This is a genomic window from Actinosynnema sp. NPDC053489 (assembly GCF_044544865.1).
Lineage (GTDB): Bacteria > Actinomycetota > Actinomycetes > Mycobacteriales > Pseudonocardiaceae > Actinosynnema.
The window spans coordinates 13948-36625 of sequence record NZ_JBITXT010000001.1 but is presented as its reverse complement, the minus strand read 5'-3'; the positions used below and the strand labels follow the sequence as shown (position 1 = coordinate 36625).

The window sequence follows — 22678 nt, the reverse complement described above, 5'->3', positions numbered from 1 at the left end:
TGAAACTTCTACTGCTGGACCCCTTGCGCCTCTACGGTTTAGCCACATCCGTCGTAGAACTTCTAGCGTGCGTCCGCGAGGAACCCAGATGCCAAAGATCAAGATCGAGGCGACCAGCGCCGTCTTCTACCTGCCCTACTACGTGGCGGAGGAAGAGGGCTACTTCACCGACGAGGGGCTCGACGTCGAGCTCATCCGCCACCGGCCCTCCGACGAGACCGGCCTGCGGTTCATCGAGGACCCGCGCAAGGTGTCCTCGTTCAGCAGCTTCAAGCTGTTCGAGGCGGGCGCGTCGCAGCTCTACAACGCCTGCGAGTGGGGCCAGCTGCGCCGCTCCCAGGACAGCCAGGTCAACGGCAAGGTCGTGGCCCGCCGCGCCGCCGTCGCCAGCCAGGCGATCATCGTCCGCCCCGACTCGCCCTACAACGTCCCCGGCGACCTGGCCGGCGTGCGGGTGGGCGTCAACTTCCACCACGGCTCGCACTACCTGGTGCTCCAGACGCTGGAGGGCTTCCTGGCCCGCGCCGACATCAACCTGGTCGGCATCAAGGGCAAGGAGCGCTTCGAGGCCCTGCGCGACGGCGACATCGACGCGGTCGCGGTGATGGAGCCGTGGATCACGGTGGCCGAGAAGCAGGGCTACAAAGTCCTCGCCGAGGCGCACTACTACGGCGCGGAGATCGCCAACGACACCCTCGACGCCGAGACGTTCACCCGGATCAACCGGGCCGTCACGCGCGGCGTCGACAAGATCCACGAGGACGTCCGGCCGCACCTCAAGCACTTCATCGCGCAGGCCGCGCCGGTCGCCGAACTCGTCCCGGAGGACTTCAAGCTCGGCCGGCTGCGCTACATCCACCCCGGCCCGTACCCGGAGGACCACTTCAACCGGACGCTGGACTGGGTCGCGAGCTGGGGCCTGATCGACTCCGACAACGACTTCGGCCGGCTCGTCGACTCCACCAAGATCCTCCAGGAGGCCTGACGACCCAGGCGGACGGCGGCGCGGCCCGGACCGCGCCGCCGCGTCCCGGTCCGACCATGCCGACCACCGTGAACCGCCGCGCCGTGCTGCTGCTGTGCGGCACCACCGCGGGCTTCCTCCTGCTCGACATCCACAAGGTGTCCATCGCGATCCCGGCGATCGAACGCGCGCTGCACCCCGGGCCGACCGGCATCCAGCTCATCCAGGCCGCCTACGTCGTCTGCTTCGCCGTGACGCTGGTGCCCGCCGGTCGCGTCGGCGACGCGGGCAGGCGGCTCGCCCTCACCTACGCGGGCGCCCACCTCTACCTGGTCGCCGGCCTCCTCTGCGCCGTCGCGCCCACCGCCGGCTTCGTCATCGCCGGCCGCGCCCTGCTGGGCGTCGCGGCCGGGCTGCTCATGCCGCAGGTGATGGGCATCGTCCAGCAGCTCTTCCCGCCGGCGGAGCGCGGCAGGGCGTTCGGCGTCTACGGCATGTGCGTCAGCCTGGCCACCGCCCTCGGCCCGAGCCTGGGCGGGCTGCTCGTCACCGCGCTGGGCTGGCGGGGCGTGTTCCTGATGAACGTCCCGGTGGCCGCCGCCCTGCTCGTGGCCGCCCACGTGCTGCTGCCCGCCGTCGGCCGCGACCAGGGCCGGCCGCGCCGCCCGGACGTCGACGTGGCGGGGCTGGCGCTCGGCGGGCTCGCCCTGGTCGCGCTGCTGACCCCGTTCATCCTCACGACGGGCCGCCCGGACGACGTCGACGCCCGCTGGCTGGCCCTCGTCCCCGCGGTCGTGCTCGCCGGGCTGTTCGTGGCACGCGCCCGCCGCCGCGTCGCCGCCGGGCGGTCCGGCGTGATCGACCCCGGGCTGCTGCGCATCACCTCGTTCCGCAACGGCGTGCTGGTCTCGCTCACCTGGTTCGCCGCCGGTCCCGGGGTCGCCCTCGCCTGCACCCTCTACCTCCAGCAGGCGCGGGGCATCACCCCGTTCGTCGCGGGCCTGGTGGTGCTGCCGTCCTCGGCCACGTCCGTGCTGGGCTCCTGGCTCGGCGGGCGGCACGTGGTCCGGCTCGGCCGGGTGCTCACCGGGACCGGGATGCTGCTGGTCCTGGTGGCCACGCTGGGCACGCTGGCGCTGCTGCGCGGCGACCTGCCCACGGCCGCGGTGCTGGTCGGCTTCCCGCTGCTGCAACTCGTGCAGGGGCTCGGCGGCGGGCTGGTGGTCTCGCCCAACCACTCCATGACGCTCATGGACGTGCCGGCGGGCCAGGGCAGCGCCGCCGGCGCGATCGGGCAGCTCGGCCAGCGCATCAGCAACAGCGTCGGCGTCGCGACCGCCTCGGTGGCCTACTACGCCACGATCTACGGCGCGGGCGCCACCCTGACCGACGCGCCCGCCCCGCTGCACCGCGCCGCGCTGGACCGGGCGGTCACCGTGGCGTGCCTGTTCCTGGGCGCGGCCCTGCTCGTCGTCCTGGTGGACCTGCGCCGCCAGTCCCGCGCCCGGCGGACCGCCCTCCCCCGGCCGGTCGCCGCGGGCTGAGGCCCGGCGCGGCCGCCCACCCCCGTCCGGCAGGATGACCGGGTGACCAGGGGCCTGCAGTACTTCGCGGCGTGGTCGGCGGCCACCGCCGTCGCGGTGGCGCTGTCCTGGCTCGGCATCCGGTTCGTGCTGGACGCCGGCGTCCCCGAGCGACCGCTCGTCGTCGCCGGGCCCACGCAGTCGTCCGCGGTCGTCAGGACCACCACGACGACCACCCCCGCACCCACCACCACGACGACCGCGGTCACGACGGTCGACCGCACCACCACGACGGTCCCGCCGACCACCACGACGACCCCGGCACCTCCCCCGCCCTCGGAGATGCCCTCGGAGAACGGCACGTGGACCGAGCGGGACGGGCGGCCGGTGTACCTGCGCAGCTTCACCCTGCGCGGCGGCGTCGCGGCGGTCAGCTTCTCCGCCGGCGACATGGAGCCCATCTCCGCCACCCCGCGCCAGGGCTTCGCCGCCACCGTGGAACAGCCCGCCGACGCCGTGGTGGTCGAGTTCACCGGCGGGGGTCACCGCTCCCGGCTGGAGGCCAGCTGGGTCGGCGGCGGGCCGCAGTGGCGGATCGTGGAGAGCGGCTGACCGACCGCTCCGGCCCCCGGCCCAACGACCCCCGACCACCCGACCGCCACGCGCGCCGCCGTTCGGCGCACCCCGGGCGGCGCGCGGCCGGCGGAACCGGCGCCACCCGATTCGTCAGCCGCGAGCCGATCACCCGCACCCGCCGGCGCGGACCGCCCCCGCTGTCCACCTCCTCACCCGTTCGCGACCGCACCACCACCCGATCGCCGAACGGTGGTTCGATCACCGTCATGACGCATCCCGGCGAACCACACCACGACGACCTCTCCGGCCGGCTCAACTGGCTGCGCGCCGGCGTCCTCGGCGCCAACGACGGCATCGTGTCCACGGCCGGCCTCGTGGTCGGCGTCGCGGGCGCCACGACCGACCGCACCGCGATCCTGGCCGCCGGCGTGGCCGGCCTCGTCGCGGGCTCGCTGTCGATGGCGGGCGGCGAGTACGTGTCGGTCAGCACCCAGCGCGACACCGAGCGGGCCGCGCTGAAGCTGGAGGAGCGCGAGCTGCGCGAGATGCCCGAGGAGGAGGAGCGCGAACTCGCAGGCATCTACCGGGACAAGGGGCTGTCGGAGGAGCTGGCCGCGCGGGTGGCCCGCGAGCTGACCGAGCAGGACGCGCTGCGCGCCCACGCCGAGGCCGAGCTGCAGATCGACCCGGACAACCTGACCAGCCCGTGGCAGGCCGCGTGGGCGTCGCTGCTGTCCTTCGCGGTCGGCGCGCTGATCCCGCTGGTCGCCATCGTGCTGCCGCCGACCCAGTGGCGCGTGTGGGCCTGCGCGGCCTCGGTCCTGGTCGGCCTGGTGCTCACCGGGGTCATCAGCGCCCGGCTCGGCGCGAGCCGCGTGAGCCGCGCGGTGCGCCGCAACGTGGTCGTCGGGTCGCTCACGATGATCGTCACCTACTACGTCGGTCTCCTGTTCGGAGTAACGATCGGCTGACCCCGATCACGCAGCGCGCACGCCCTGCGCGACCCGACGAAGAAAGTCCCCACCCGGAGGTGTGAACTACGCAAAGTGCGGGTACTCGCAGCCGACCTGTCGCCGCCGGACGCGACGGGCCCGGACTGGAGGTGCTCGCCGTGACCCACCCGCCCACATCCCTGCTCGTCGTGCGCGGCGAGAAGGCCGAACGCCGGCTCTGGACGCTGCTGGCCGCGCTGTTCGCGCTGGTCGCGGGCGTCAACGTGATCCTCGCCGTCAGCGAGGCCGCGTGGTGGCAGGGCGCGGTCGCCGCCCTGTTCCTCGCCGTCGCCGTGGCCTGCGGCCGGCAGTCCAAGCGAGCCGGAAACTAGTTTCACCACGCACTGAAGCCGCGAAAAGCAGCGAAACTCTAGTCCGACCGGGTGTACGCCGTTGGTAGGAACGGCGTCAAGTGGGGGTGTGATTCACCACGACGCCCTGTCGGACTAGAGCCATAACCGCGAATTCACACTATCGTCACAAGACCCCGGCAATCCCGGTGCACCGCCAAGCGTGCCCACGCGGTCCCATCCGACCGCCAAGCGCGCGCACGAGGAAGTGCAGTTCTCCCGCACAACGGAGTGCGGTCCCCACGCCGACGATCTCTCGGGCGTGGATCCACAGCCAGTACCTGTAGGCCGAGTTGTCCGCGTAAAGCCGCGCGCGGGCGTTCGGCCGTCTCCGTGCGCCCAAAAGCAGGGCGAACTGTCGACGCCACGGGAGGGCCCGTTGTGACCCACCACCACCAGCCGCAAGGCGGCCTCTACGACCCGCAGTACGAGCACGACGCCTGTGGCGTCGCGTTCGTCGCCGACCTGGCCGGGCGTAGGAACCACGCGATCGTGAGCCAGGCCCTGGTCGCGCTGCGCAACCTCGAGCACCGGGGTGCCCGCGGCGCGGAGCCTGAAACCGGTGACGGCGCGGGGATCCTGATCCAGGTCCCCGACGCGTTCTACCGGGAGGTCGTCGGCTTCCCGCTGCCCGAGCCGGGCTCCTACGCGGTCGGCACCGCGTTCCTGCCCCGGGAGGGCCAGGAGCGGGTCCGCGCCGAGGTCGAGCGCATCGCCGCCGAGGAGGGCGCCACCGTCCTCGGCTGGCGCGACCTGCCGGTGGACGCCGAGCACGTCGGCCCGACCGCGAGAACCACCATGCCCGCGTTCAGCCAGCTCTTCCTCAGCGGAGCGGAAGGGCTGGAGCTGGAGCGGCTGGCGTTCGTGGTGCGCAAGCGCGTCGAGCACGCGACCGACGTGTACTTCCCGAGCCTGTCCGGGCGGACCGTCGTCTACAAGGGCATGCTCACCGAGCCGCAGGTCGAGAAGTTCTTCCCCGACCTGACCGACGAGCGGGTCACCAGCTCGATCGGCCTGGTGCACTCCCGGTTCTCCACCAACACGTTCCCGTCGTGGCCGCTGGCCCACCCGTACCGGTACGTGGCGCACAACGGCGAGATCAACACGCTGCGCGGCAACCGGAACTGGATGGACGCGCGCGAGTCCGTGCTCGCCACCGACCTCATCCCCGGCGACCTGTCGCGGGTGTTCCCGGTCATCACGCGCGGCGCGAGCGACTCCGCCACGTTCGACGAGGTGCTGGAGCTGCTGCACCTCGGCGGGCGCAGCCTGCCGCACGCGGTGCTGATGATGATCCCGGAGGCCTGGGAGAACCACGCCGAGATGGACGCGCAACGGCGCGCGTTCTACGAGTTCCACTCCACCCTCATGGAGCCGTGGGACGGCCCGGCGCTCGTGGCCTTCACCGACGGCACGCTGATCGGCGCGGTGCTCGACCGCAACGGCCTGCGCCCGGCCCGGTACTGGGTCACCGAGGACGGCCTGGTCGTGCTCGGCAGCGAGGCGGGCGTGCTGGAGCTCGACCCGGCCACGATCGTGCGCAAGGGCCGGCTGGAGCCGGGCCGGATGTTCCTCGTCGACACCGCCCAGGGCCGGATCATCGACGACGAGGAGATCAAGGGGCAGCTCGCGGCCGAGCACCCCTACCAGGAGTGGGTCGCCGACGGCGTCCTGCACCTGGCCGACCTCCCGGCGCGCGAGCGCGAGGTGCCGACGCACTCCTCCCTGGTGCGCCGGCAGCAGGCGTTCGGCTACACCGAGGAGGAGATGGCGCTGCTGCTGCGGCCCATGGCCCGCACCGGCGCCGAACCGATCGGGTCGATGGGCAACGACGCGCCGTTCGCGCCGCTGTCGGACCGGCCGCGGCAGCTGTTCGACTACTTCACGCAGCTCTTCGCGCAGGTGACCAACCCGCCGCTGGACGCCATCCGCGAGGAGCTGGTCACCTCGCTGCACGCCACGCTCGGCGCGGAGCCGAACCTGCTGGCGGTCGACGCCACGTCGTGCCGGCGGATCTCGCTGCCGTTCCCGGTGCTGGACAACGACGAGCTGGCCAAGCTCGTGCACGTGGACGACGACGGCACGCTGCCGGAGTTCCGCACGTTCACCGTGCGCGGCCTGTACGAGGTCGCGGGCGGCGGCGAGGCGCTGGTGCGGCGGCTGGACGAGATCCGCGCCGAGGTGTCCCGGGCCATCGAGGACGGCGCGCGGCTGGTCGTGCTGTCCGACCGGGGCGTGGACGCCGAGCACGCGCCGATCCCGTCGCTGCTGCTGACCGGCGCGGTGCACCACCACCTGGTGCGGGAGAAGACCCGCACCCAGGTCGACCTGATCGTGGAGGCGGGCGACGCCCGCGAGGTGCACCACATCGCGCTGCTCATCGGCTACGGCGCGAAGGCGGTGAACCCCTACCTGGCGATGGCCTCGGTGGAGGAGCTGCCGGACGTCGAGCCGGAGGTGGCCGCCCGCAACCTGATCAAGGCGCTGGGCAAGGGCGTGCGCAAGACGATGTCCAAGATGGGCGTCTCGACCGTCGCCTCCTACACCGGCGCGCAGATCTTCGAGGCCATCGGGCTCGGCGCGGAGGTCGTGGACACCTGCTTCACCGGCACCACCTCGCGGCTGGGCGGCGTCGGCTTCGACGTCATCGCCGAGGAGGTGGCCCGGCGGCACCGCACGGCGTTCCCGGCCGACGGGGTGCGGCCCCACCACCGCGAGCTGGAGGTGGGCGGCGACTACCAGTGGCGCCGCGAGGGCGAGGCGCACCTGTTCAACCCGCAGACGGTGTTCAAGCTCCAGCACTCCACCCGCACCGGGCGCTACGACATCTTCAAGGAGTACACCCGGGCGGTGGACGACCAGTCCCGGCGGCTGATGACGCTGCGCGGCCTGTTCGCGTTCAAGGAGGGCGTGCGCGAGCCCGTGCCGATCGAGGAGGTCGAGCCGGTCTCGTCGATCGTGAAGCGGTTCGCCACCGGCGCGATGTCCTACGGCTCGATCTCCCAGGAGATGCACGAGGTCCTGGCGATCGCGATGAACCGGCTGGGCGCGCGGTCCAACACCGGCGAGGGCGGTGAGGACGCCGACCGGTTCACCCCCGACCCCAACGGCGACTCGCGCCGCTCGGCGATCAAGCAGGTGGCGTCGGGCCGGTTCGGCGTGACGAGCGAGTACCTGGTCAACGCCGACGACATCCAGATCAAGATGGCGCAGGGCGCGAAGCCCGGCGAGGGCGGCCAGCTGCCCGGCGCGAAGGTGTACCCGTGGGTGGCCAAGACCCGGCACTCCACGCCGGGCGTCGGGCTGATCTCGCCGCCGCCGCACCACGACATCTACTCGATCGAGGACCTGGCGCAGCTCATCCACGACCTGAAGAACGCCAACCCGGCGGCGCGCGTCCACGTGAAGCTCGTCTCCGAGGTCGGCGTCGGCACGGTCGCTGCGGGCGTGTCCAAGGCGCACGCGGACGTCGTGCTGATCTCCGGCCACGACGGCGGCACCGGCGCCTCGCCCCTGTCGTCCATCAAGCACGCGGGCGGCCCGTGGGAGCTGGGCCTGGCCGAGACGCAGCAGACGCTGCTGGCCAACCGGCTGCGCGACCGGATCGTGGTGCAGGCCGACGGCCAGCTCAAGACCGGGCGGGACGTGGTGATCGCGGCGCTGCTCGGCGCGGAGGAGTTCGGCTTCGCCACCGCGCCGATGGTCGTGTCGGGCTGCGTCATGATGCGGGTCTGCCACCTGGACACCTGCCCGGTGGGCGTGGCCACGCAGAACCCGGCGCTGCGGGCGAAGTTCGCCGGCAAGGCCGAGTACGTGGTGAACTTCTTCGAGTTCGTCGCGCAGGAGGTCCGGGAGCTGTTGGCGCAGCTCGGTTTCCGGACGCTCGCCGAGGCCGTGGGGCACGCCGACCTGCTCGACACGCGTGCCGCGGTGGACCACTGGAAGGCCGCCGGGCTCGACCTGTCGCCGATCTTCCACGTGCCCCCGCTGCCCGACGGCGCGGCCCGGCACCAGGTGGTGGCGCAGGACCACGGGCTGGACAAGGCGTTGGACAACACGCTGATCCAGCTCGCGGAGGGCGCGATCGCCTCCGGTGACCGGGTGCGGCTGGAACTGCCGGTGCGCAACGTCAACCGCACCGTCGGCACCATGCTCGGCTCCGAGGTGACCAGGCGGTGGGGCGGTGAGGGCCTGCCGGACGACACGATCGACATCACGTTCACCGGCACGGCCGGGCAGTCGTTCGGCGCGTTCCTGCCGCGGGGCATCACGCTGCGGCTCGTCGGCGACGCGAACGACTACGTGGCCAAGGGGCTGTCGGGCGGGCGGATCGTAGTGCGGCCGGTGCCGGACGCGCAGTTCGCCGCGGAGCAGCACATCATCGCGGGCAACGTGATCGGCTACGGCGCGACCGGCGGCGAGGTCTTCCTGCGCGGCAAGGTCGGCGAGCGGTTCTGCGTGCGCAACTCCGGCGCGCTGGCCGTCGTGGAGGGCGTGGGCGACCACGGCTGCGAGTACATGACCGGCGGCCGGGTGGTCGTGCTCGGACCGACCGGGCGCAACTTCGCGGCGGGCATGTCCGGCGGCATCGCCTACGTGCTCGACGCGGCCCCGCAGCGGGTCAACCCCGAGATGGTGGACCTCGACCCGCTGGACGGCGCGGACCGCGAGTTCCTGCGGCGGGCGGTGGAGAAGCACTACCTGGAGACCGACTCGGCGGTGGCGCGCGCGCTGCTGGCCGACTGGGACCTGGCCGCCGACCGGTTCACCAAGGTCATGCCGAAGGACTACAAGCGGGTCCTGGCGGCACAGGCCCGGGCCGAGCTGGAGGGCCGGGACGTCAACGAAGCGATCATGGAGGCGTCTCATGGCTGACCCTCGTGGGTTCCTCACCACCGAGCGTGAGACACCGCGCAGCCGCCCGGTCTTCCTGCGCCTGCGCGACTGGCGCGAGGTGTACGAGGAGTTCGAGCGGCCGAGGCTGGAGAAGCAGGCCGGCCGGTGCATGGACTGCGGCGTCCCGTTCTGCCACCAGGGCTGTCCGCTGGGGAACCTGATCCCCGAGTGGAACAACCTGGTGTGGGGCGAGGACTGGCGCAAGGCCGCGGACCGGCTGCACGCGACCAATAACTTCCCGGAGTTCACCGGGACGTTGTGCCCGGCGCCGTGCGAGGCCGCGTGCGTGGTGGGGATCAACGGCGATCCCGTCACCATCAAGCGGGTCGAGATCTCCATCATCGACCGGGCGTGGGACGAGGGCTGGGTCACGCCCCAGCTGCCCGCCACGCGCACCGGTCGCTCGGTGGCCGTGGTCGGCTCCGGGCCCGCGGGCCTGGCCGCCGCCCAGCAGCTCACCCGGGCCGGGCACGACGTGACGGTGCTGGAGCGGGCCGACGCGATCGGCGGGCTGCTGCGGTACGGCATCCCCGAGTTCAAGATGGAGAAGTGGCGCCTGGACCGCAGGCTGGACCAGATGCGCGCCGAGGGCACGCGGTTCGAGACGAACGTGGACGTCGGCGTGGACGTCACGGTCGCCGAGCTGCGCGAGTCCTACGACGCGGTGGTGCTGGCGGGCGGCGCGACGGCGTGGCGCGACCTGCCCGTGCCGGGTCGGGAGCTGTCCGGCGTGCACCAGGCGATGGAGTACCTGCCGTGGGCGAACCGGGTGGCGCGCGGCGAGCTGGACGCACCGCCCATCACCGCCGAGGGCAAGCACGTCGTGGTCATCGGCGGCGGTGACACCGGGGCGGACTGCGTGGGCACGGCCCACCGGCAGGGCGCGCTGTCGGTGACGCAGCTGGAGATCATGCCCCGGCCGCCGGAGAAGCGCGCCGAGGCCCACCCGTGGCCGACCTACCCGATGCTCTACCGGGTCACGTCGGCGCACGAGGAGGGCGGCGAGCGGCTGTACTCGGTGTCCACCGTGGAGTTCCTGGGCGACGACCGGGGCGCGGTGCGGGCGTTGAAGCTGGTCGAGGTGGAGGCGTCGGCGGGCCGGTTCGAGCCGGTGCCGGGCACCGAGCGGGAGATCCCGGCGCAGCTCGTGACGCTGGCGATGGGGTTCGTCGGCCCGCAGCGCGAGGGCCTGCTCACCGAGCTGGGCGTCGACCTCGACGCGCGCGGCAACGTGGCGCGCGACGAGCGGTTCGCCACCTCCGTCGACGGCGTGTTCGTGGCCGGCGACATGGGCCGCGGCCAGTCGCTGATCGTGTGGGCCATCGCCGAGGGCCGCTCGGCCGCCGCCGGCGTGGACGCCTACCTGACGGGCCGGGCCGTGCTGCCCAGGCCGATCGAGCCGACCGACCGGCCACTGGTGTGACTCCGTCCCCGGCCGCCCGACGACGTGCGGCCGGGGACGGCCTTCCCGCGTGGCCGGACAGCGCGGTCCGGCCACGCGGGTTGTCAGGTCGGCGCGTGCGCAACCCGGTCGAGCCTCCCGCGCACGCGCTCGAGCGGACCGGCCCGGTGTGCCCTCACCGGGCCGGTCCGGCTTCCCCGTCGCGGCCCGTCCGAGCACCCTGTTCGAGCGCACCGCCCGATCCGAACGTCCTGTCCGGTTCGAGCGGGCAGGCGGGCTCGCACGACCGGCCGCCGGTGGCGACGGCGCTCCGCTACGTCGGGCGGGCGGCGACCACGCGGCGGATCAGCCGGACCATCTGCGCCCGCTCCTCCGCGTCCAGCACGGCGAACCAGCGCGCCTCCCGCTCGTTCTGCCGGGGGAAGACGCCCGACACCGCGGCCCGCCCCTCCTCGGTCAGCGCCACGAACACCACGCGCCGGTCCTGGCCGTCCCTGGTCCGCTGGACCAACCCCGCCCGCTCCAGCGTGTTGATCAGGTTGGACATCGCCGACCTGGTCGTCCCGGACAGGTCGGCCAGCCGCGCCGGCTGGGTCGGGCCCAGCAGCCACAGCTTGAACATCAGCCGGAACCCGGGCATGGTCCACCCCTGCTCGCGGTGCACCAGCGCCTCGTAGTCGGTGATCATCATGTACGCCAGGTGCAGCACGTTGTACGACAGGCCGAACGCCTCCGCGTCGCCACCCAGCCCCGCGATCCGCCGCCGGGCGAACCGCTCGTACTCCTGCTCCGTCGCCACCTCGCCGGCGACGGGAACCTCCTGCTCTGCCACCCGGTGATCCTCCCAGGGCAACCCGGCCGACGGGACCTGAATGCGGCACACTGACCGGCGTGATCGCAACGAGGCGGTTCGCCGCCACGGCCGCGGTCGTGCTGGTGACCGCCACCGCCGCGTCCGTGGCCGCGAGCTTCGACGTGGTCGGGGGCTGGGCGGCGGTGGCCGTGGACGACCTCGCCCAGCTCGCCACGGGGCTGCTGGCCACCGGTTGCTGCTGGTGGACGGCCCGCCGGGCGACCGGGCCGGACCGCCGCTGGCGGCTCGCGGCGGGGTTCGGCGCGGCCTGCTGGTCCACCGGCCAGGCGCTGTGGACGTGGTACCAGCTCGTGGAGCGCCGGGCCGTGCCGTCACCGTCCCCCGCGGACGCCGGCTACCTCGGCATCGTGCCGTTCGCGTTCGTCGCGCTGCTGGTCATCGGCAACCACCGCCGCTCGGACTCCCCCGACGCCCTGCTCGACCGCCGCACGACCAGCGCCCGGCTCGTGCTGCTGCTGGACGGCCTGATCGTGGTCGGGTCGCTGTTCGCGCTGGTGTGGACGACGTCGCTGGGCGCCCTGGTCGCGGCGGGCAACCCGAGCTCGGCGGCGTTCCTGGTGGCCATCGCCTACCCGGTCACGGACCTGGTGCTGCTGGTGATCGTGGTGGTGCTCGGCGCCGACCGGAAGGTCGTGCTGCGGCCGCAGCTACGGCTGCTCGGGCTCGGCCTGGCCGCGCTGGCCGCGTCCGACCTGGCGTTCGCCTACCTCGTCAGCGTGCAGGCGCCCGAGGTGCCGCCGCTGGCCAACGCGGGGTTCGTGCTCGGGCCCGCGCTGATCGCGCTGGCCGCGCTGGCCCCCGCGCCGACGGCCACCGCCGGTCCGAGCCGCCACCGTCGGTCGTGGCAGTGGGCGTACCTGCTCATGCCGTACGTGCCCCTGCTGGTCACCAGCGTGCTGGTGCTGCGGCGCACGGCCATCGGCGACGTCGGGCCGTTGGACGCGGTGGAGATCGGGTGCGGCTTCACCGTGTTCGTGGCCGTCATCCTGCGGCAACTGGTGACCATCGTGGACAACACGAAGCTCGTGCTGCTGCTGCGCGAGTCGGAGCGCACCCTGCGGCACCAGGCGCACCACGACCCGTTGACCGGGCTGGCCAACCGGGCGTTGTTCGAGCGCCGGCTGGACGAGGCGATGGCCGCGCACCACCGCGACGGCACCCCGTTCGGGTTGTTGTTCGTGGACCTGGACGACTTCAAGGCGGTCAACGACGTCTCCGGGCACGCGCACGGCGACGCGGTGCTCGAACGGGTGGCGCACCGGCTGCGGGAGTGCGTCCGCGACACCGACGTGGTGGCCCGGCTGGGCGGTGACGAGTTCGGCGTCCTGGTCGAGGGGGTCGAGGAGCCGGAGCGGGTGGCGTTCCGCGTGCTCGACGCGCTGGGCGAGGAGATCGGCGCGTCCGTGGGCGTGGTGATCTGCTCCGGCCAGGACCCGGAGGCGACGGCCGCGTCCGTGCTGGTGTGCGCCGACAAGGCCATGTACGAGGCGAAGCGCGACGGCGGGCGCGGCCTGGTGATCCGCTCTTAGGACGTCCTGAGCCGCTCCCAGGACGGGAAGTCGGCCCACCACTGGACGACGTGCCGACGCCCGGCGAACGTGGCGGCGAAGCCCGGGGCGACCACGCGGTGGGCGTCGACCCGGTGCACGCCCACCGCCACCGCGGCCGTACCCCGGCGTCGCGGGGGCGGGACCAGGTCCGGGGAGATCCCCCGCAGCCGGGCGACGTCCGCCCCGAGGTCGGCGACGTAGTCGTGCCACGTGCGGGCGGACGCGTCGCACCTGAGCTGCACCACGACGAGCGGTGGCGCGTCGTCGGCCGCGGCGCCGAGGTTGAAGACCAGGTCGGCGGGCACGGTGGGGTCCTGCCGGAACACCGGCGTCACGGCGTCCCCGGTCCACAGCCGCCCGATCCGGGTCACGACGTCGAGCGGGTCGACGCCGTCGGGCGGCCTCAGGTCGCGCTGCAACCACCGGGCGAACTGGTGGTGCGCCCACGCGTCCCAGTCGCCGCTGAAGCGGAACACCTCCTCGATCACCGGCTCTTCCGCGTCGATCCACTCGACGAGCTTGGTGAGGACCGCACGCGGGTCGATCGTGAGGTACGGCATGGCTCTCCCTCCTCGGGAAGCGGGGCGCGGGGCCGTCCGCGGACGGCCCCGCGCCCCTGCGGATCAGTCGACCAGGTCGGGGTCGGCCCACCACTGCACGGCGTACTGGTTGCCCGCGCCCTCGACCCGGTAGCCCGCGGCGGGGCGCAGGTTGGGCACGTTGAAGCAGATGCCCGCCGACAGCACCGTCACGTTGTCCGCGCCGAACGTGTCGTCCACGTCGGGGTTGACGCCGTACAGCTTGGCGACGTCACGGCTGAGGCCGGCGCGGAACGCCGTCCACTGCTGCTTCGGCGACTGGCACTTCAGCTCCATGATCACCACCGGGGGCTCGGCCTCGACGGTCGGGCTCAGCGCGTTGAACACGAGGTCGGCGCGCTGCTGCGTGCTCTCGAAGACCGGCACCGCGCCCTCCGCGGTGGGGATGAAGTTCGCCTCGGTCAGCACGTCGAGCGGGTTGTTGTTGCGCAGGCCCATTTGGAGCTGGGCCTGCAACCACAGGGCGAACTGGTTGCGGGCCCAGCCCTCCCAACCACCCGCGAAGACGGAGATCGTCTCGATCGTCGGTTGTTCCGCCTTGATCCACTGCACGAGGGCGCGGACGATGTCGGCCGGGCCGATGGTGTTGTAAGCCATGACAGTTCTCCTGGGGAGGGGGAAACGGAGGTGGGGTGGCGCGGTGGCGCCGAAGAGGGGGCGCAGAGCGCGCCGGGGGGAAGTCGCGCTCTGCGCCCGGGACGACGGGCCGGAGTGGGGGGATCACCCGGTTGTCGAGCGGGGCGGGTCGTGGGCGCCACCGGACCTCGACCCCGTCGTCCGCCGCGGTGCGCCGGCGGGGCGTCCGGCGCACGGGTCCTTCAGCGGGGACCGGGTCGTCGCCCGGCCGCCGCGGTGGTCAGGCCGCGACCGGCTGCGTGCCGGTGCTGATGGACCACGTGTTGTCGGCCTGGAGCACCGCGGTCATCTCGAAGCCCGCGTTGTACTGCAGTTCCACGGAGTTGCTGATCTGCTCGACGTCGAGCACCTGGCCGTGCACGTAGGTGCCCGCGGTCAGCCAGTAGCTCGGGTGCGGGGTGAAGACCAGGTTCTCGTTGGGCTGGGCCTGCACCGCGAACACGCCCGAGTTCGACATGCCGATGCCGACCGCCGCGCCGTCGGCGGGCACGGTCGGCAGCTCCCTGATGTAGAGGCTGCCCAGCTCGGGCACGCCGAACGCCCGGCCGGGCACGAACCGGTGCGCGCCGTCGCTGTAGTCGAACAGGATCTGGTTGGCGGTGAGGTCCTGCGGGTTGGCCCGCCGGGTCTCCTGGGCGCGGAACCGGGTGCCCGGGCGCAACGAACCCGTGTACGACCAGACGAAGCAGTAGTCGACGCTCCACTCGAACGTCACGCTGGTGTTCGGCCACGCCGGCGCGGTCAGCCAGGCGAGCGACATGGCGTTGCGCACGCCGAGGTCCACGGGCTGCTGGTAGACGCAGAGGTCCTGGAACTGGGTAGATTCGTTGCGGACCGTCAGTGAGTACTGGGTGGGCATGGCAGCACAACTCCTTCACGAGGAGACGATTCGGATTACTTCGGAATCAGGGATCGGAATACCGGAACACGGTGCGATCGGTCGCGGGCCGGTCGACGCCACCGCGTTGTTCCCTGTTCGTGACTGCCGTTCCGACGACCGATCCGGTATTTCCCCGGTTATTCCGGCCGAGCGGTCCAGCTCAATCAGTACACGCCGCCGGAAGCGGGGCGTCAAGCGACGGGACATCACTCGATGAGTCGACCTCGCAGTCACCTGACCCGGTTTCCGGAAAGTTGCGGACGCGCAATTTCGTTACGCGGTTCCGCGGGCGAACCGTAACGGAAGCCACGCGAAGTGAATTGCCAGCAGTGCGGGCGGGCGCTCACCGCGCCGACCACCGGCAGGCCGCGCCGGTACTGCTCGTCGGCGTGCCGGCAGCGGGCGTTCCGGGCCAGGCGGAGCGCCGAGCGGTCGGCGGGCGCGCTGCCCGGGCAGCTGGAGGCGGTGGCCGCGCAGTTGCGCGACAACGCCGAGGTGATCCGCTTCCTGGCCCGCGGTTGGACACCGGTGGACGCCGACGTGTCGCTGGTCGACCTGATCCAGGCCACCGCCGAGCTGACCGAGCGGTTGCGCGAGCTGGGCGGTCGCCTGACCGACGCGCGGCCCGCCCGCGGGTGACGCAACGCGGCACGAAAGCCGCGACCGGCACCGCCCCGGGGTGACCCCCGACGGTTTGACCCGGACCAGCGGAGTGCATCCCGCGAACCGCGGCCGATTCGGTCACCCCATTCCGGGTCGGGATTCCCGGTCGACCGCCCCGCTTTCGCGCTTTCCGGTGACGAGTCACACCTCCACGTCACCGGACGAACGCGGATCGCCTTTCTCCTCGATGCGACCGGTATCGGATGGCTGAATCACCTCCACCTTCCACCAGTGATGACCGGAATCGTCGTGCGCAGTCGGAGGGCGCTCCTCCGGGCGGTGGCGGGGACGGGAGCGGGGACGACGTGCCCGCCGCGTGCGCCGAGCCGGGCATCCCGGTCGGCCGACCCGGCGGCGGGGCTACAGCAGGTGCGTCCCGTCGGCTCCGACCCCGGTCTCCACCAGGACCGCGCTCCACGCGGCGGTGGGACTGGTGTCCAGCAGGACGACGCGGCCGCCGGGCGGGACGTCGCCGGTGTGCAGGTTGTGGAACGTGTCGTTCGGGCCGAGGTGGCCGTAGCGCGCGAGGTTGCGCGCGCACGACGGGGCCAGCGGCGTCCGCAGCACCTCGGCGTAGTTGCGGTGCGAGGGCAGCGACAGGTTCTGCGCCACGTAGGTCGTCACGTCGGCGGGGGTCAGGCCGTTCCGGGCGAGGAGGCGCGCGGTCAGGTCGCGCAACCGGTTGCGGGTCTCCACGGCCAGCCGGAACGAGTACGCGGTCGGGTCGGCGCACTCCTCCCGCCACTGGTCGTAGGGCCGGTCGCGGTAGTGGACCCGGAACAGGTCCGCGTAGTCGCCGTTGGTCTCCAGCAGCACGTCCCGGATGCGCGTGCCGCCGCTCGCGGTCAGCACCAGCGCGCCGCCGCTGTCGCCGTTGACCGTCACGGGGTGGCGGTAGCGGCGGGAGGTGGCGGGCTTGCTGCCGTGCGCGACCAGCACGGTCCGCACGTCGGGCCCGCGCAGCAGCCCCGCGGCCGTCAGCAGCGCCGGCGTCAGCGACGCGCACCCCAGGCCGCCCACCGAGAACGCCGTCGCCCGCCGCGCGCCCAGCGCCGCCTGGAGCCGGGTGGCGTCGGAGCTGACCAGGGTCTCCGGCGCCCGCGCCTCGACGGTGATCACCACGTCGACGTCCGCCGCGGACCGCCCGGCCGCGTCCAGGGCCCGGCGGGCCGCCACCGCGGCCAGGTCGGTGGCGCCGGCCGACTCGGCCACGGCGACGCTCTCGATGCCCAGCGCCGAGCAGGCGGCCCGTTCCCCGTCGGCCAGCCCGTCCCACTCCGGCAGCCGGTCCAGCGGCACCGGGTCGCCCAGGCACCAGCCGGAACCCGCGAGCGCGATCACGCCAGCTCGCCGTGGCAGGCGGTGATGGCGTCGGCCAGCGCCTCGGTCTCGTCCTGCCCGAAGTCCAGCAGGCTGGTGATCTCCAACCGCACCTCGCCCGACCGCTCCGACACGGCGATGATCAGCGGGAACCAGGACGTCATGGCGCGCTTCAGGTTCACCGACAGGTCCCACCGGGTGCGCAGCAGGCCGACGCCGGAGTCGAACGCGGCGACGTCTCCCGGCACGTGCACCAGCAGCACCCGCGGTTCCGCCAGCGCGCGCAACCGCGCCACCGCCGGGCCGTGCGGCGACAGGTGGCGCAGCACGCCGTAGCCGACGCCGTCGTGCGGCACGGACCGGGCGCGGTCGACCACCAGCGGCAACGCGTCCCGCGCGCTGCCCGGCACCGGCAGGGCCACCGGGTGCAGGCTGGTGAACCAGCCGATCGACGGGCCGCGGCCCGCGGGCCGGTACGCGTTCGGCGTCGCCTCGCCCTCCACCGCCAGGAACGCACCCGGCGCGCCGCTCCACCGGGCCAGGCCCGACGCCACCGCGCACAGCGCCACCTCGCGCGCGGACGCCGACGCGAGCCGGACCGGCGGCATCGACCGGCTGACCAGGCTCTCGCCGCCCGAGCCGGTCAACCCGCCGAACGACGCGCCCTCGCGCAGGACGGCCGTCCAGTACGCGACCTCGCCCGCCACCTCGTCGGAGGCGGACATGTCGTGCAACCGCCACGCCCACTCCCGCCAGCCGGCCGGGGCGGGCCGCGACGCCACCGCGCGACCGGCCGCCGCTTCGGCGAGCAGCGCGTCCAGGTCGTCCATCAGCACGACGGTGGACATGTTGTCGAACACGAAGTGGTGCACCAGGAACACCAGCAACCCGCCGCGCCCGTGCCCGCGCTCGTAGTACCGCGCCCGGGCCAGCGGACCCCGTTCCAGGTCGAGGTCGTCCTTCAGGGCCCGGCAGTCGGCCTCCACCGGCTCCCGTTCGTCGCCCGGCGGAAGGAACACGACGTCGAACGGGATCTCGGCGTCCGGGGCGCGCTCGGCGCGCAGGCCCAGCGCGTTGCGGCGGAACCGGTAGCGGAGCGGTTCGTGCCGCGCGGCCAGGCCGCACACGGCGGTGCGGACGGCGTCGGCGGTGAGGTCGGCGGAGGTCAGCTCCAGCACGTGCACCTCGACGAAGTCGCCGCGCCGGTCGGGCAGGTGCTCCAGGAAGCTGCGCATGATCGGGGTGAGCGGGATGGGCCGGTCGTCGGCGTCCGGCGCGGTGGGGCGCGGTTCCGCGAGGACCGGGACCGGCTCCGGAGCGGGCGCGCCGTCCACCACGGCCGCCGCCGCGAGTTCGCCGAGCGTCGGGTGTTGCAGCAACTGCTGGGGCGTGATGTGCACACCGGCCTTGGCGGCCCGCGCGGCCACCCGGACGCCGAGCACCGAGTCACCACCCAGCGCGAAGAAGTTGTCCCCCGCCGACACGGACCCCGCGCCGAGCAGGTCGGCGCAGATCGCGCTCAACACCTCGACCGCCCGCCCCGCTCCGGTCATGGCCTCTCCCCCCGCCTCGTCTCGCCCCGCCTGGGCGGAACCCACTCCACCGGGCCGCACGGCGGCCGGTCCGTCCCGCCGCACGCCCGCGGCCGCCAAGCCGCCCAGCCACGCATCGGCGGCGGCCAGGTCGTCCAGCCGCACCTCGGGATCGCCGACGACCGCGGCCACGACGGCGGGCACCCAGGACGCCAGCCGCTCGGCCGTCCCCCGGTCGTACAGGGCCTCGGCGTACTCCACGTAGCCGCTCATCGGCCCGCTCCCCTGGTCCACCACGCCCACCGTCAGGTCGAACTTCGCGGTGCCGGGCGCGATGCCCGCGATCGCACCGTCGAGGTAGCGGGTGCACGGCAGGCCGGCCAGCTCGGCGGTCGCCTGCGGCACGTTCTGGTAGGTGTAGACGACGTCGAACAGCGGGTGCCGGGCCGGGTCGCGGCGGCCGAGCACGTCGGCGACGACCTTCTCCAGCGGCACCTCCTCGTGGTCCAGCACGTCGGCGACGGTGCGCGCGCAGCGCTTGACCAGGTCGCCGAACCGCTGGTCGCCGCGCACGGGCGTGCGGAACGGCAGCACGTTGTTGAAGTAGCCGATCAGGTCGTGCGAGGCCGGGTCGACGCGACCGGACGTGGCCACGCCCACCACCACGTCGGTGAGCCCTCCCCAGCGGTGCAGCAGCGCGTCCACCACGGCGAGCATGGTCACGAACGTGGTCACGCCCAGCCGCCTGCTCAGCGCCCGCACCGCCTCGGCGTCCCGCTCGCCCACCTCGAACTCGACCATCCCGCCGGTGAACGAGCGGGTGGCGGGCCGCGGCCGGTCCAGCGGCAGTTCCGGGGACCGCAGGCCCGACAGCTCCGACCGCCAGAACCGCAGCCCGTCGGCCAACGCGCCGTCCGCGAACCGGCGGCGCTGCGCGTCGGCGAAGTCGGCGTACTGCGCGGTCAGCACGGGCAGGTCCGGCTCCCGGCCGGCCACCGCCGCCAGGTACAGCTCGCTGAAGTCGCGGAAGAACACCGTGGGCGACCAGCCGTCGAACACGATGTGGTGGTAGGTCCACAGCAGCACGTGGTCCTGCTCGCCCAGGCGCAGCACCGTGGTCCGCACGAGCGGGCCCGACGCCAGGTCGAACGGCCGCACCGCCTCGGCGTCGACCACCCGGCGCGCCTCGCGGTGCCGCTCCGCCTCCGGCATCCCGCTCAGGTCCAGCACGACGACCTCGGGCTCCCCGTCGCGGACGTACGCCCTCGGCACGCCGTCGTCGTCGGCCGCGATGCGGGTGCGCAGCACCTCGTGCCGGTCCAGGACCCCGCGCACGGCCGCGATGAGCGCGGTGCGGTCCAGCGGCCCGGTCAGGCGCAGGTCGTGCGGGATGTTGTAGAGCGGGGTGCCCGGGTCGAGCCGGTCGAGGTACCACAGCTGCTCCTGCCCGAACGACACCGGCAGCGCGCCGCCGCGCGGCAGCACCGCCACCTCCTCGGGCGCGCCCGCCGAGCCCTCCCGCCGCAGTTCCCCCACGCGTGCCGCCAGGCCGCGCACGGTGGGGTGGGCGTAGAGGTCGGCGAAGGTCAGGCGCACGGCGAAGTCGCGCTCCAGGGCGCGCAGCACGCTGATCCCGGCGATGGACGTGCCGCCGAGGGCGAAGTAGTCCGAGTCGGGGGTCACGTCGTCCGCGCCCAGCACCTCCCGCCAGACCTCGGCCACCCGCGCTTCGGGCGCGCCCGCCCCGGAGCGGGGGCGTTCCGGCACCGACCGCGCCCGGACGTCCTCGACCGGGCCGAGGGGACGGCACCAGCAGCGCACCTGCTCGAACGGGTAGGTGGGCGCTTCGATGCGCGGCACGTCGGCGTCGGCGTAGTGGGCGTCCCAGTCGACGGTCGCGCCGAGCCGGTACAGCGCGCCGAGCTGCCGCAGCACGCCCCGCCTGCCGGGCACGGAGAACAGCTCGACGCACGGCAGGTCGGGCCGTAGGCGGCGGATCTCCCGGGTGAGGACCCCGTTGCCGCCCAGGTCGACCAGCACGGCCTGGTCGGCGGCGAACCGCTCGACCACCCTGGCGAGCCGGTCCCGGTCGAGGTCGGCGCTGAGGTCGAGCCCGGCGGCGGTCGCCGTCGCGTCCTCGACCGACAGCTCGCCGCGGGCCACCCGCACGGCGAGGTTGCCCGCGCCGGAGCCGACCAGGTGCGCGTCGCGCACGCCCAGCGATCGCGCCAGCCCCAGCAGCGCGGTCTGGGCGGCGACGAGCCGCGCCGCGGGCGGCCCGGGCAGCGCCACGCCCGCCAGCGCGGGGAACGCCGCGGCCAGTTCCGCCCACGTGGCCTCGTCCGGTGCCGCGTCGCCGGACAGCAGCACGACGACCGGGCGTTCCTCGGGCGCGGCCCGGTCGGGCGGCACGGCCGCGCGCAGCGCCCGCACCAGCTCCTCGCGGCTCTCGACCGGGAACGCGCCGCGGAACGGGTGGTCGTCGCGGCCCCGGTTCATCGCGTGCGCCACGGCGCGCAGGTCGTGCCCGGTGCGTTCGGCGAAGTCGGCCAGGCGGTCGCAGTACGCCTGGAACGCGACGGCGGACTTCGCCGAGACGGTGACCAGCTCGACACCCGACCCCGGTGCCCCCGCCGGCCGGGCGGGCGGCTGCTCCAGCACCGCGTGCACGTTGGTGCCGGTCATGCCGAGAGCGCTCACGCCGGCGCGGCGCGGCACCCCGTCCCGTTCGGGCCACGGCCGGTGGCCTGGGTTGACGTGCACCGGCCCGGACAGGTCGAGCATCGGGTTGGGCGACTCGAAGTGCGCCGTGGGGTACAGCTCGCCGCGGCGCACCGACAGCAGCGCCTTGAGCAGGCCCGCCATGCCGGCCGCGCCGTCGAGGTGGCCGACGTTGCCCTTGACGGAGCCGATCGCCGCGCCGGGCGCGGGCACGCCGGCGTCGGCGAACGCCTGGCGCAGCGCGTCGACCTCGATCACGTCGCCGAGCGGGGTGGCCGAGCCGTGGCACTCGACGTAGGCGACGGTGGCCGGGTCCACGTCGGCGTCGCGCCACGCCTGGCGCAGCACCTCGGTCTGGGCGACGCGGCTGGGCGCGCTGAGCCCGACCATGCGGCGCCCGTTGTGGTTGACGGCGACGCCCTTGACGACGGCGTGGACCGGGTCGCCCGCGGCCACGGCGTCGCGCAGCCGGCGCAGCAGCACGACCGCGCCGCCCTCCCCCGCCGTGGCGCCGGTGGCGCGGTGGTCGAACGGCCGGCAGCGCCCGTCCGTGGACTCGACGCCCCGCACCGGCGTGTGGGTCCGGTCGGTGAGCAGCACCGGTCGCAGGCTGACGCCGCCGGCCAGCGCCAGGTCCGCCGTGCCCTTGCGCAGCTCGTCCACCGCGCCCGCGAGCGCGGTGAGGCTGCTGCTGCACGCGGTGTCGACGACGTAGGCCGGGCCGGTCAGGTCGAGGTGGTAGGAGACGCGCGCGGCGGTGGAGGCGGACAGCGCGCCGAGCGTCTGGTGCGGGTCCTCGCCCTGGTACAGGGTCTCGTAGTCGGACTGCGAGTGGCCGAGCACGACGGCGGTGCGCGACCCGCGCAGGGACGCGGGCGCGAGGCAGGCGTTCTCGATGGCCTCGTGGGCGAGCTGGAGCAGGTGGCGCTGGTGGGGGTCCATCATCTCGGCCTCGCGGCGGGAGATGCCGAAGAACCGGTGGTCGAACGCGTCGATCCGGTCCAGGTAGGCCATCGGCAGGTAGCGGGTGCCCGACGTGCCGCCGGTGTGCCGCACGCGGGTCGGCGACGGCTGCCCGACCAGGTCGACGCCGTCGGCCAGCAACCGGTGCAGCCCGTCCAGGTCCGTCGGGCCGGTGGGGCCGGGCAGCAGCGCGGCGACCCCGATGATGGCGATGTCCTCGTCCCGCACAGCGGCCTC

The 22678-nt window shown here is 73.7% G+C and carries 15 protein-coding genes; 9 read left to right on the top strand and 6 right to left on the bottom strand.

Annotated elements, in window-relative coordinates; translation table 11 throughout:
• Nucleotides 1-88 precede the first annotated feature (88 nt).
• The 7 genes from ACIGNX_RS00110 (at nucleotide 89) to ACIGNX_RS00080 (ending at nucleotide 10724) form a co-directional block, all read left to right on the top strand.
• Nucleotides 89-985: an ABC transporter substrate-binding protein gene (locus tag ACIGNX_RS00110; RefSeq protein ID WP_396534574.1), complete on the top strand. Its 897-nt coding sequence runs from the start codon at nucleotides 89-91 to the stop codon at nucleotides 983-985.
• A gap of 56 nt (nucleotides 986-1041) precedes the next feature.
• A complete protein-coding gene (locus ACIGNX_RS00105; RefSeq protein WP_396534572.1) occupies nucleotides 1042-2508 on the top strand; it encodes an MFS transporter in 1467 nt (488 codons plus the stop codon).
• 42 nt (nucleotides 2509-2550) lie between these two features.
• Nucleotides 2551-3099 (top strand): hypothetical protein, encoded by a 549-nt coding sequence (locus ACIGNX_RS00100; RefSeq protein ID WP_396534570.1) that lies wholly within the window; start codon nucleotides 2551-2553, stop codon nucleotides 3097-3099.
• 230 nt (nucleotides 3100-3329) lie between these two features.
• Entirely contained in the window at nucleotides 3330-4034 is a 705-nt protein-coding gene (locus ACIGNX_RS00095; protein ID WP_396534568.1) for a VIT family protein, read from the top strand.
• Nucleotides 4035-4174: 140 nt separating this feature from the next.
• The gene (locus ACIGNX_RS00090; protein WP_396534566.1) at nucleotides 4175-4387 is read left to right on the top strand and encodes a hypothetical protein; all 213 of its coding nucleotides are present in this window, start codon (nucleotides 4175-4177) and stop codon (nucleotides 4385-4387) included.
• Between the two features lie 399 nt (nucleotides 4388-4786).
• Complete coding sequence (gene gltB, locus ACIGNX_RS00085; protein WP_396534564.1) at nucleotides 4787-9280, top strand: glutamate synthase large subunit; 4494 nt, start codon at nucleotides 4787-4789, stop codon at nucleotides 9278-9280.
• Nucleotides 9273-10724, top strand: a complete 1452-nt coding sequence (locus ACIGNX_RS00080) for a glutamate synthase subunit beta (protein ID WP_396534562.1) — start codon at nucleotides 9273-9275, stop codon at nucleotides 10722-10724. Before gltB ends, ACIGNX_RS00080 begins: the two co-directional genes overlap by 8 nt.
• A gap of 292 nt (nucleotides 10725-11016) precedes the next feature.
• Here ACIGNX_RS00080 and ACIGNX_RS00075 read toward each other — a convergent pair whose 3' ends face one another.
• Entirely contained in the window at nucleotides 11017-11535 is a 519-nt protein-coding gene (locus ACIGNX_RS00075) for a MarR family winged helix-turn-helix transcriptional regulator (protein WP_396534560.1), read from the bottom strand.
• Nucleotides 11536-11594: 59 nt separating this feature from the next.
• Between ACIGNX_RS00075 and ACIGNX_RS00070 the strand changes: the two genes are divergently transcribed.
• Complete coding sequence (locus ACIGNX_RS00070) at nucleotides 11595-13106, top strand: diguanylate cyclase domain-containing protein (protein ID WP_396534558.1); 1512 nt, start codon at nucleotides 11595-11597, stop codon at nucleotides 13104-13106.
• Here ACIGNX_RS00070 and ACIGNX_RS00065 read toward each other — a convergent pair.
• The 3 genes from ACIGNX_RS00065 to ACIGNX_RS00055 all read right to left on the bottom strand — a co-directional run bounded on the left by ACIGNX_RS00065 (nucleotide 13103) and on the right by ACIGNX_RS00055 (nucleotide 15221).
• Entirely contained in the window at nucleotides 13103-13687 is a 585-nt protein-coding gene (locus ACIGNX_RS00065; RefSeq protein ID WP_396534556.1) for a hypothetical protein, read from the bottom strand. The genes ACIGNX_RS00070 and ACIGNX_RS00065 overlap by 4 nt on opposite strands.
• A 63-nt stretch (nucleotides 13688-13750) precedes the next feature.
• The gene (locus ACIGNX_RS00060; RefSeq protein ID WP_396534554.1) at nucleotides 13751-14323 is read right to left on the bottom strand and encodes a hypothetical protein; all 573 of its coding nucleotides are present in this window, start codon (nucleotides 14321-14323) and stop codon (nucleotides 13751-13753) included.
• A gap of 259 nt (nucleotides 14324-14582) precedes the next feature.
• Complete coding sequence (locus tag ACIGNX_RS00055) at nucleotides 14583-15221, bottom strand: hypothetical protein (RefSeq protein ID WP_396534552.1); 639 nt, start codon at nucleotides 15219-15221, stop codon at nucleotides 14583-14585.
• Nucleotides 15222-15557: 336 nt separating this feature from the next.
• Between ACIGNX_RS00055 and ACIGNX_RS00050 the strand changes: the two genes are divergently transcribed.
• Nucleotides 15558-15881: a hypothetical protein gene (locus ACIGNX_RS00050; protein ID WP_396534551.1), complete on the top strand. Its 324-nt coding sequence runs from the start codon at nucleotides 15558-15560 to the stop codon at nucleotides 15879-15881.
• A 384-nt stretch (nucleotides 15882-16265) separates the two neighbouring features.
• Here the strand turns inward: ACIGNX_RS00050 and ACIGNX_RS00045 are convergent, their stop codons facing one another.
• Both ACIGNX_RS00045 and ACIGNX_RS00040 read right to left on the bottom strand, forming a co-directional pair.
• A complete protein-coding gene (locus ACIGNX_RS00045; RefSeq protein WP_396534549.1) occupies nucleotides 16266-17246 on the bottom strand; it encodes a 3-oxoacyl-ACP synthase in 981 nt (326 codons plus the stop codon).
• Entirely contained in the window at nucleotides 17243-22669 is a 5427-nt protein-coding gene (locus ACIGNX_RS00040; RefSeq protein WP_396534547.1) for a condensation domain-containing protein, read from the bottom strand. The genes ACIGNX_RS00045 and ACIGNX_RS00040 overlap by 4 nt, the downstream gene beginning before the upstream one ends.
• Nucleotides 22670-22678 lie beyond the last annotated feature (9 nt).

Coding starts and splice junctions, on each gene's coding strand:
- ACIGNX_RS00110 (WP_396534574.1), top strand. CDS start 89: ATGCCAAAGATCAAGATCGAGGCGACCAGCGCCGTCTTCTACCTGCCC.
- ACIGNX_RS00105 (WP_396534572.1), top strand. CDS start 1,042: ATGCCGACCACCGTGAACCGCCGCGCCGTGCTGCTGCTGTGCGGCACC.
- ACIGNX_RS00095 (WP_396534568.1), top strand. CDS start 3,330: ATGACGCATCCCGGCGAACCACACCACGACGACCTCTCCGGCCGGCTC.
- ACIGNX_RS00080 (WP_396534562.1), top strand. CDS start 9,273: ATGGCTGACCCTCGTGGGTTCCTCACCACCGAGCGTGAGACACCGCGC.
- ACIGNX_RS00065 (WP_396534556.1), bottom strand. CDS start 13,687: ATGCCGTACCTCACGATCGACCCGCGTGCGGTCCTCACCAAGCTCGTC.
- ACIGNX_RS00060 (WP_396534554.1), bottom strand. CDS start 14,323: ATGGCTTACAACACCATCGGCCCGGCCGACATCGTCCGCGCCCTCGTG.
- ACIGNX_RS00055 (WP_396534552.1), bottom strand. CDS start 15,221: ATGCCCACCCAGTACTCACTGACGGTCCGCAACGAATCTACCCAGTTC.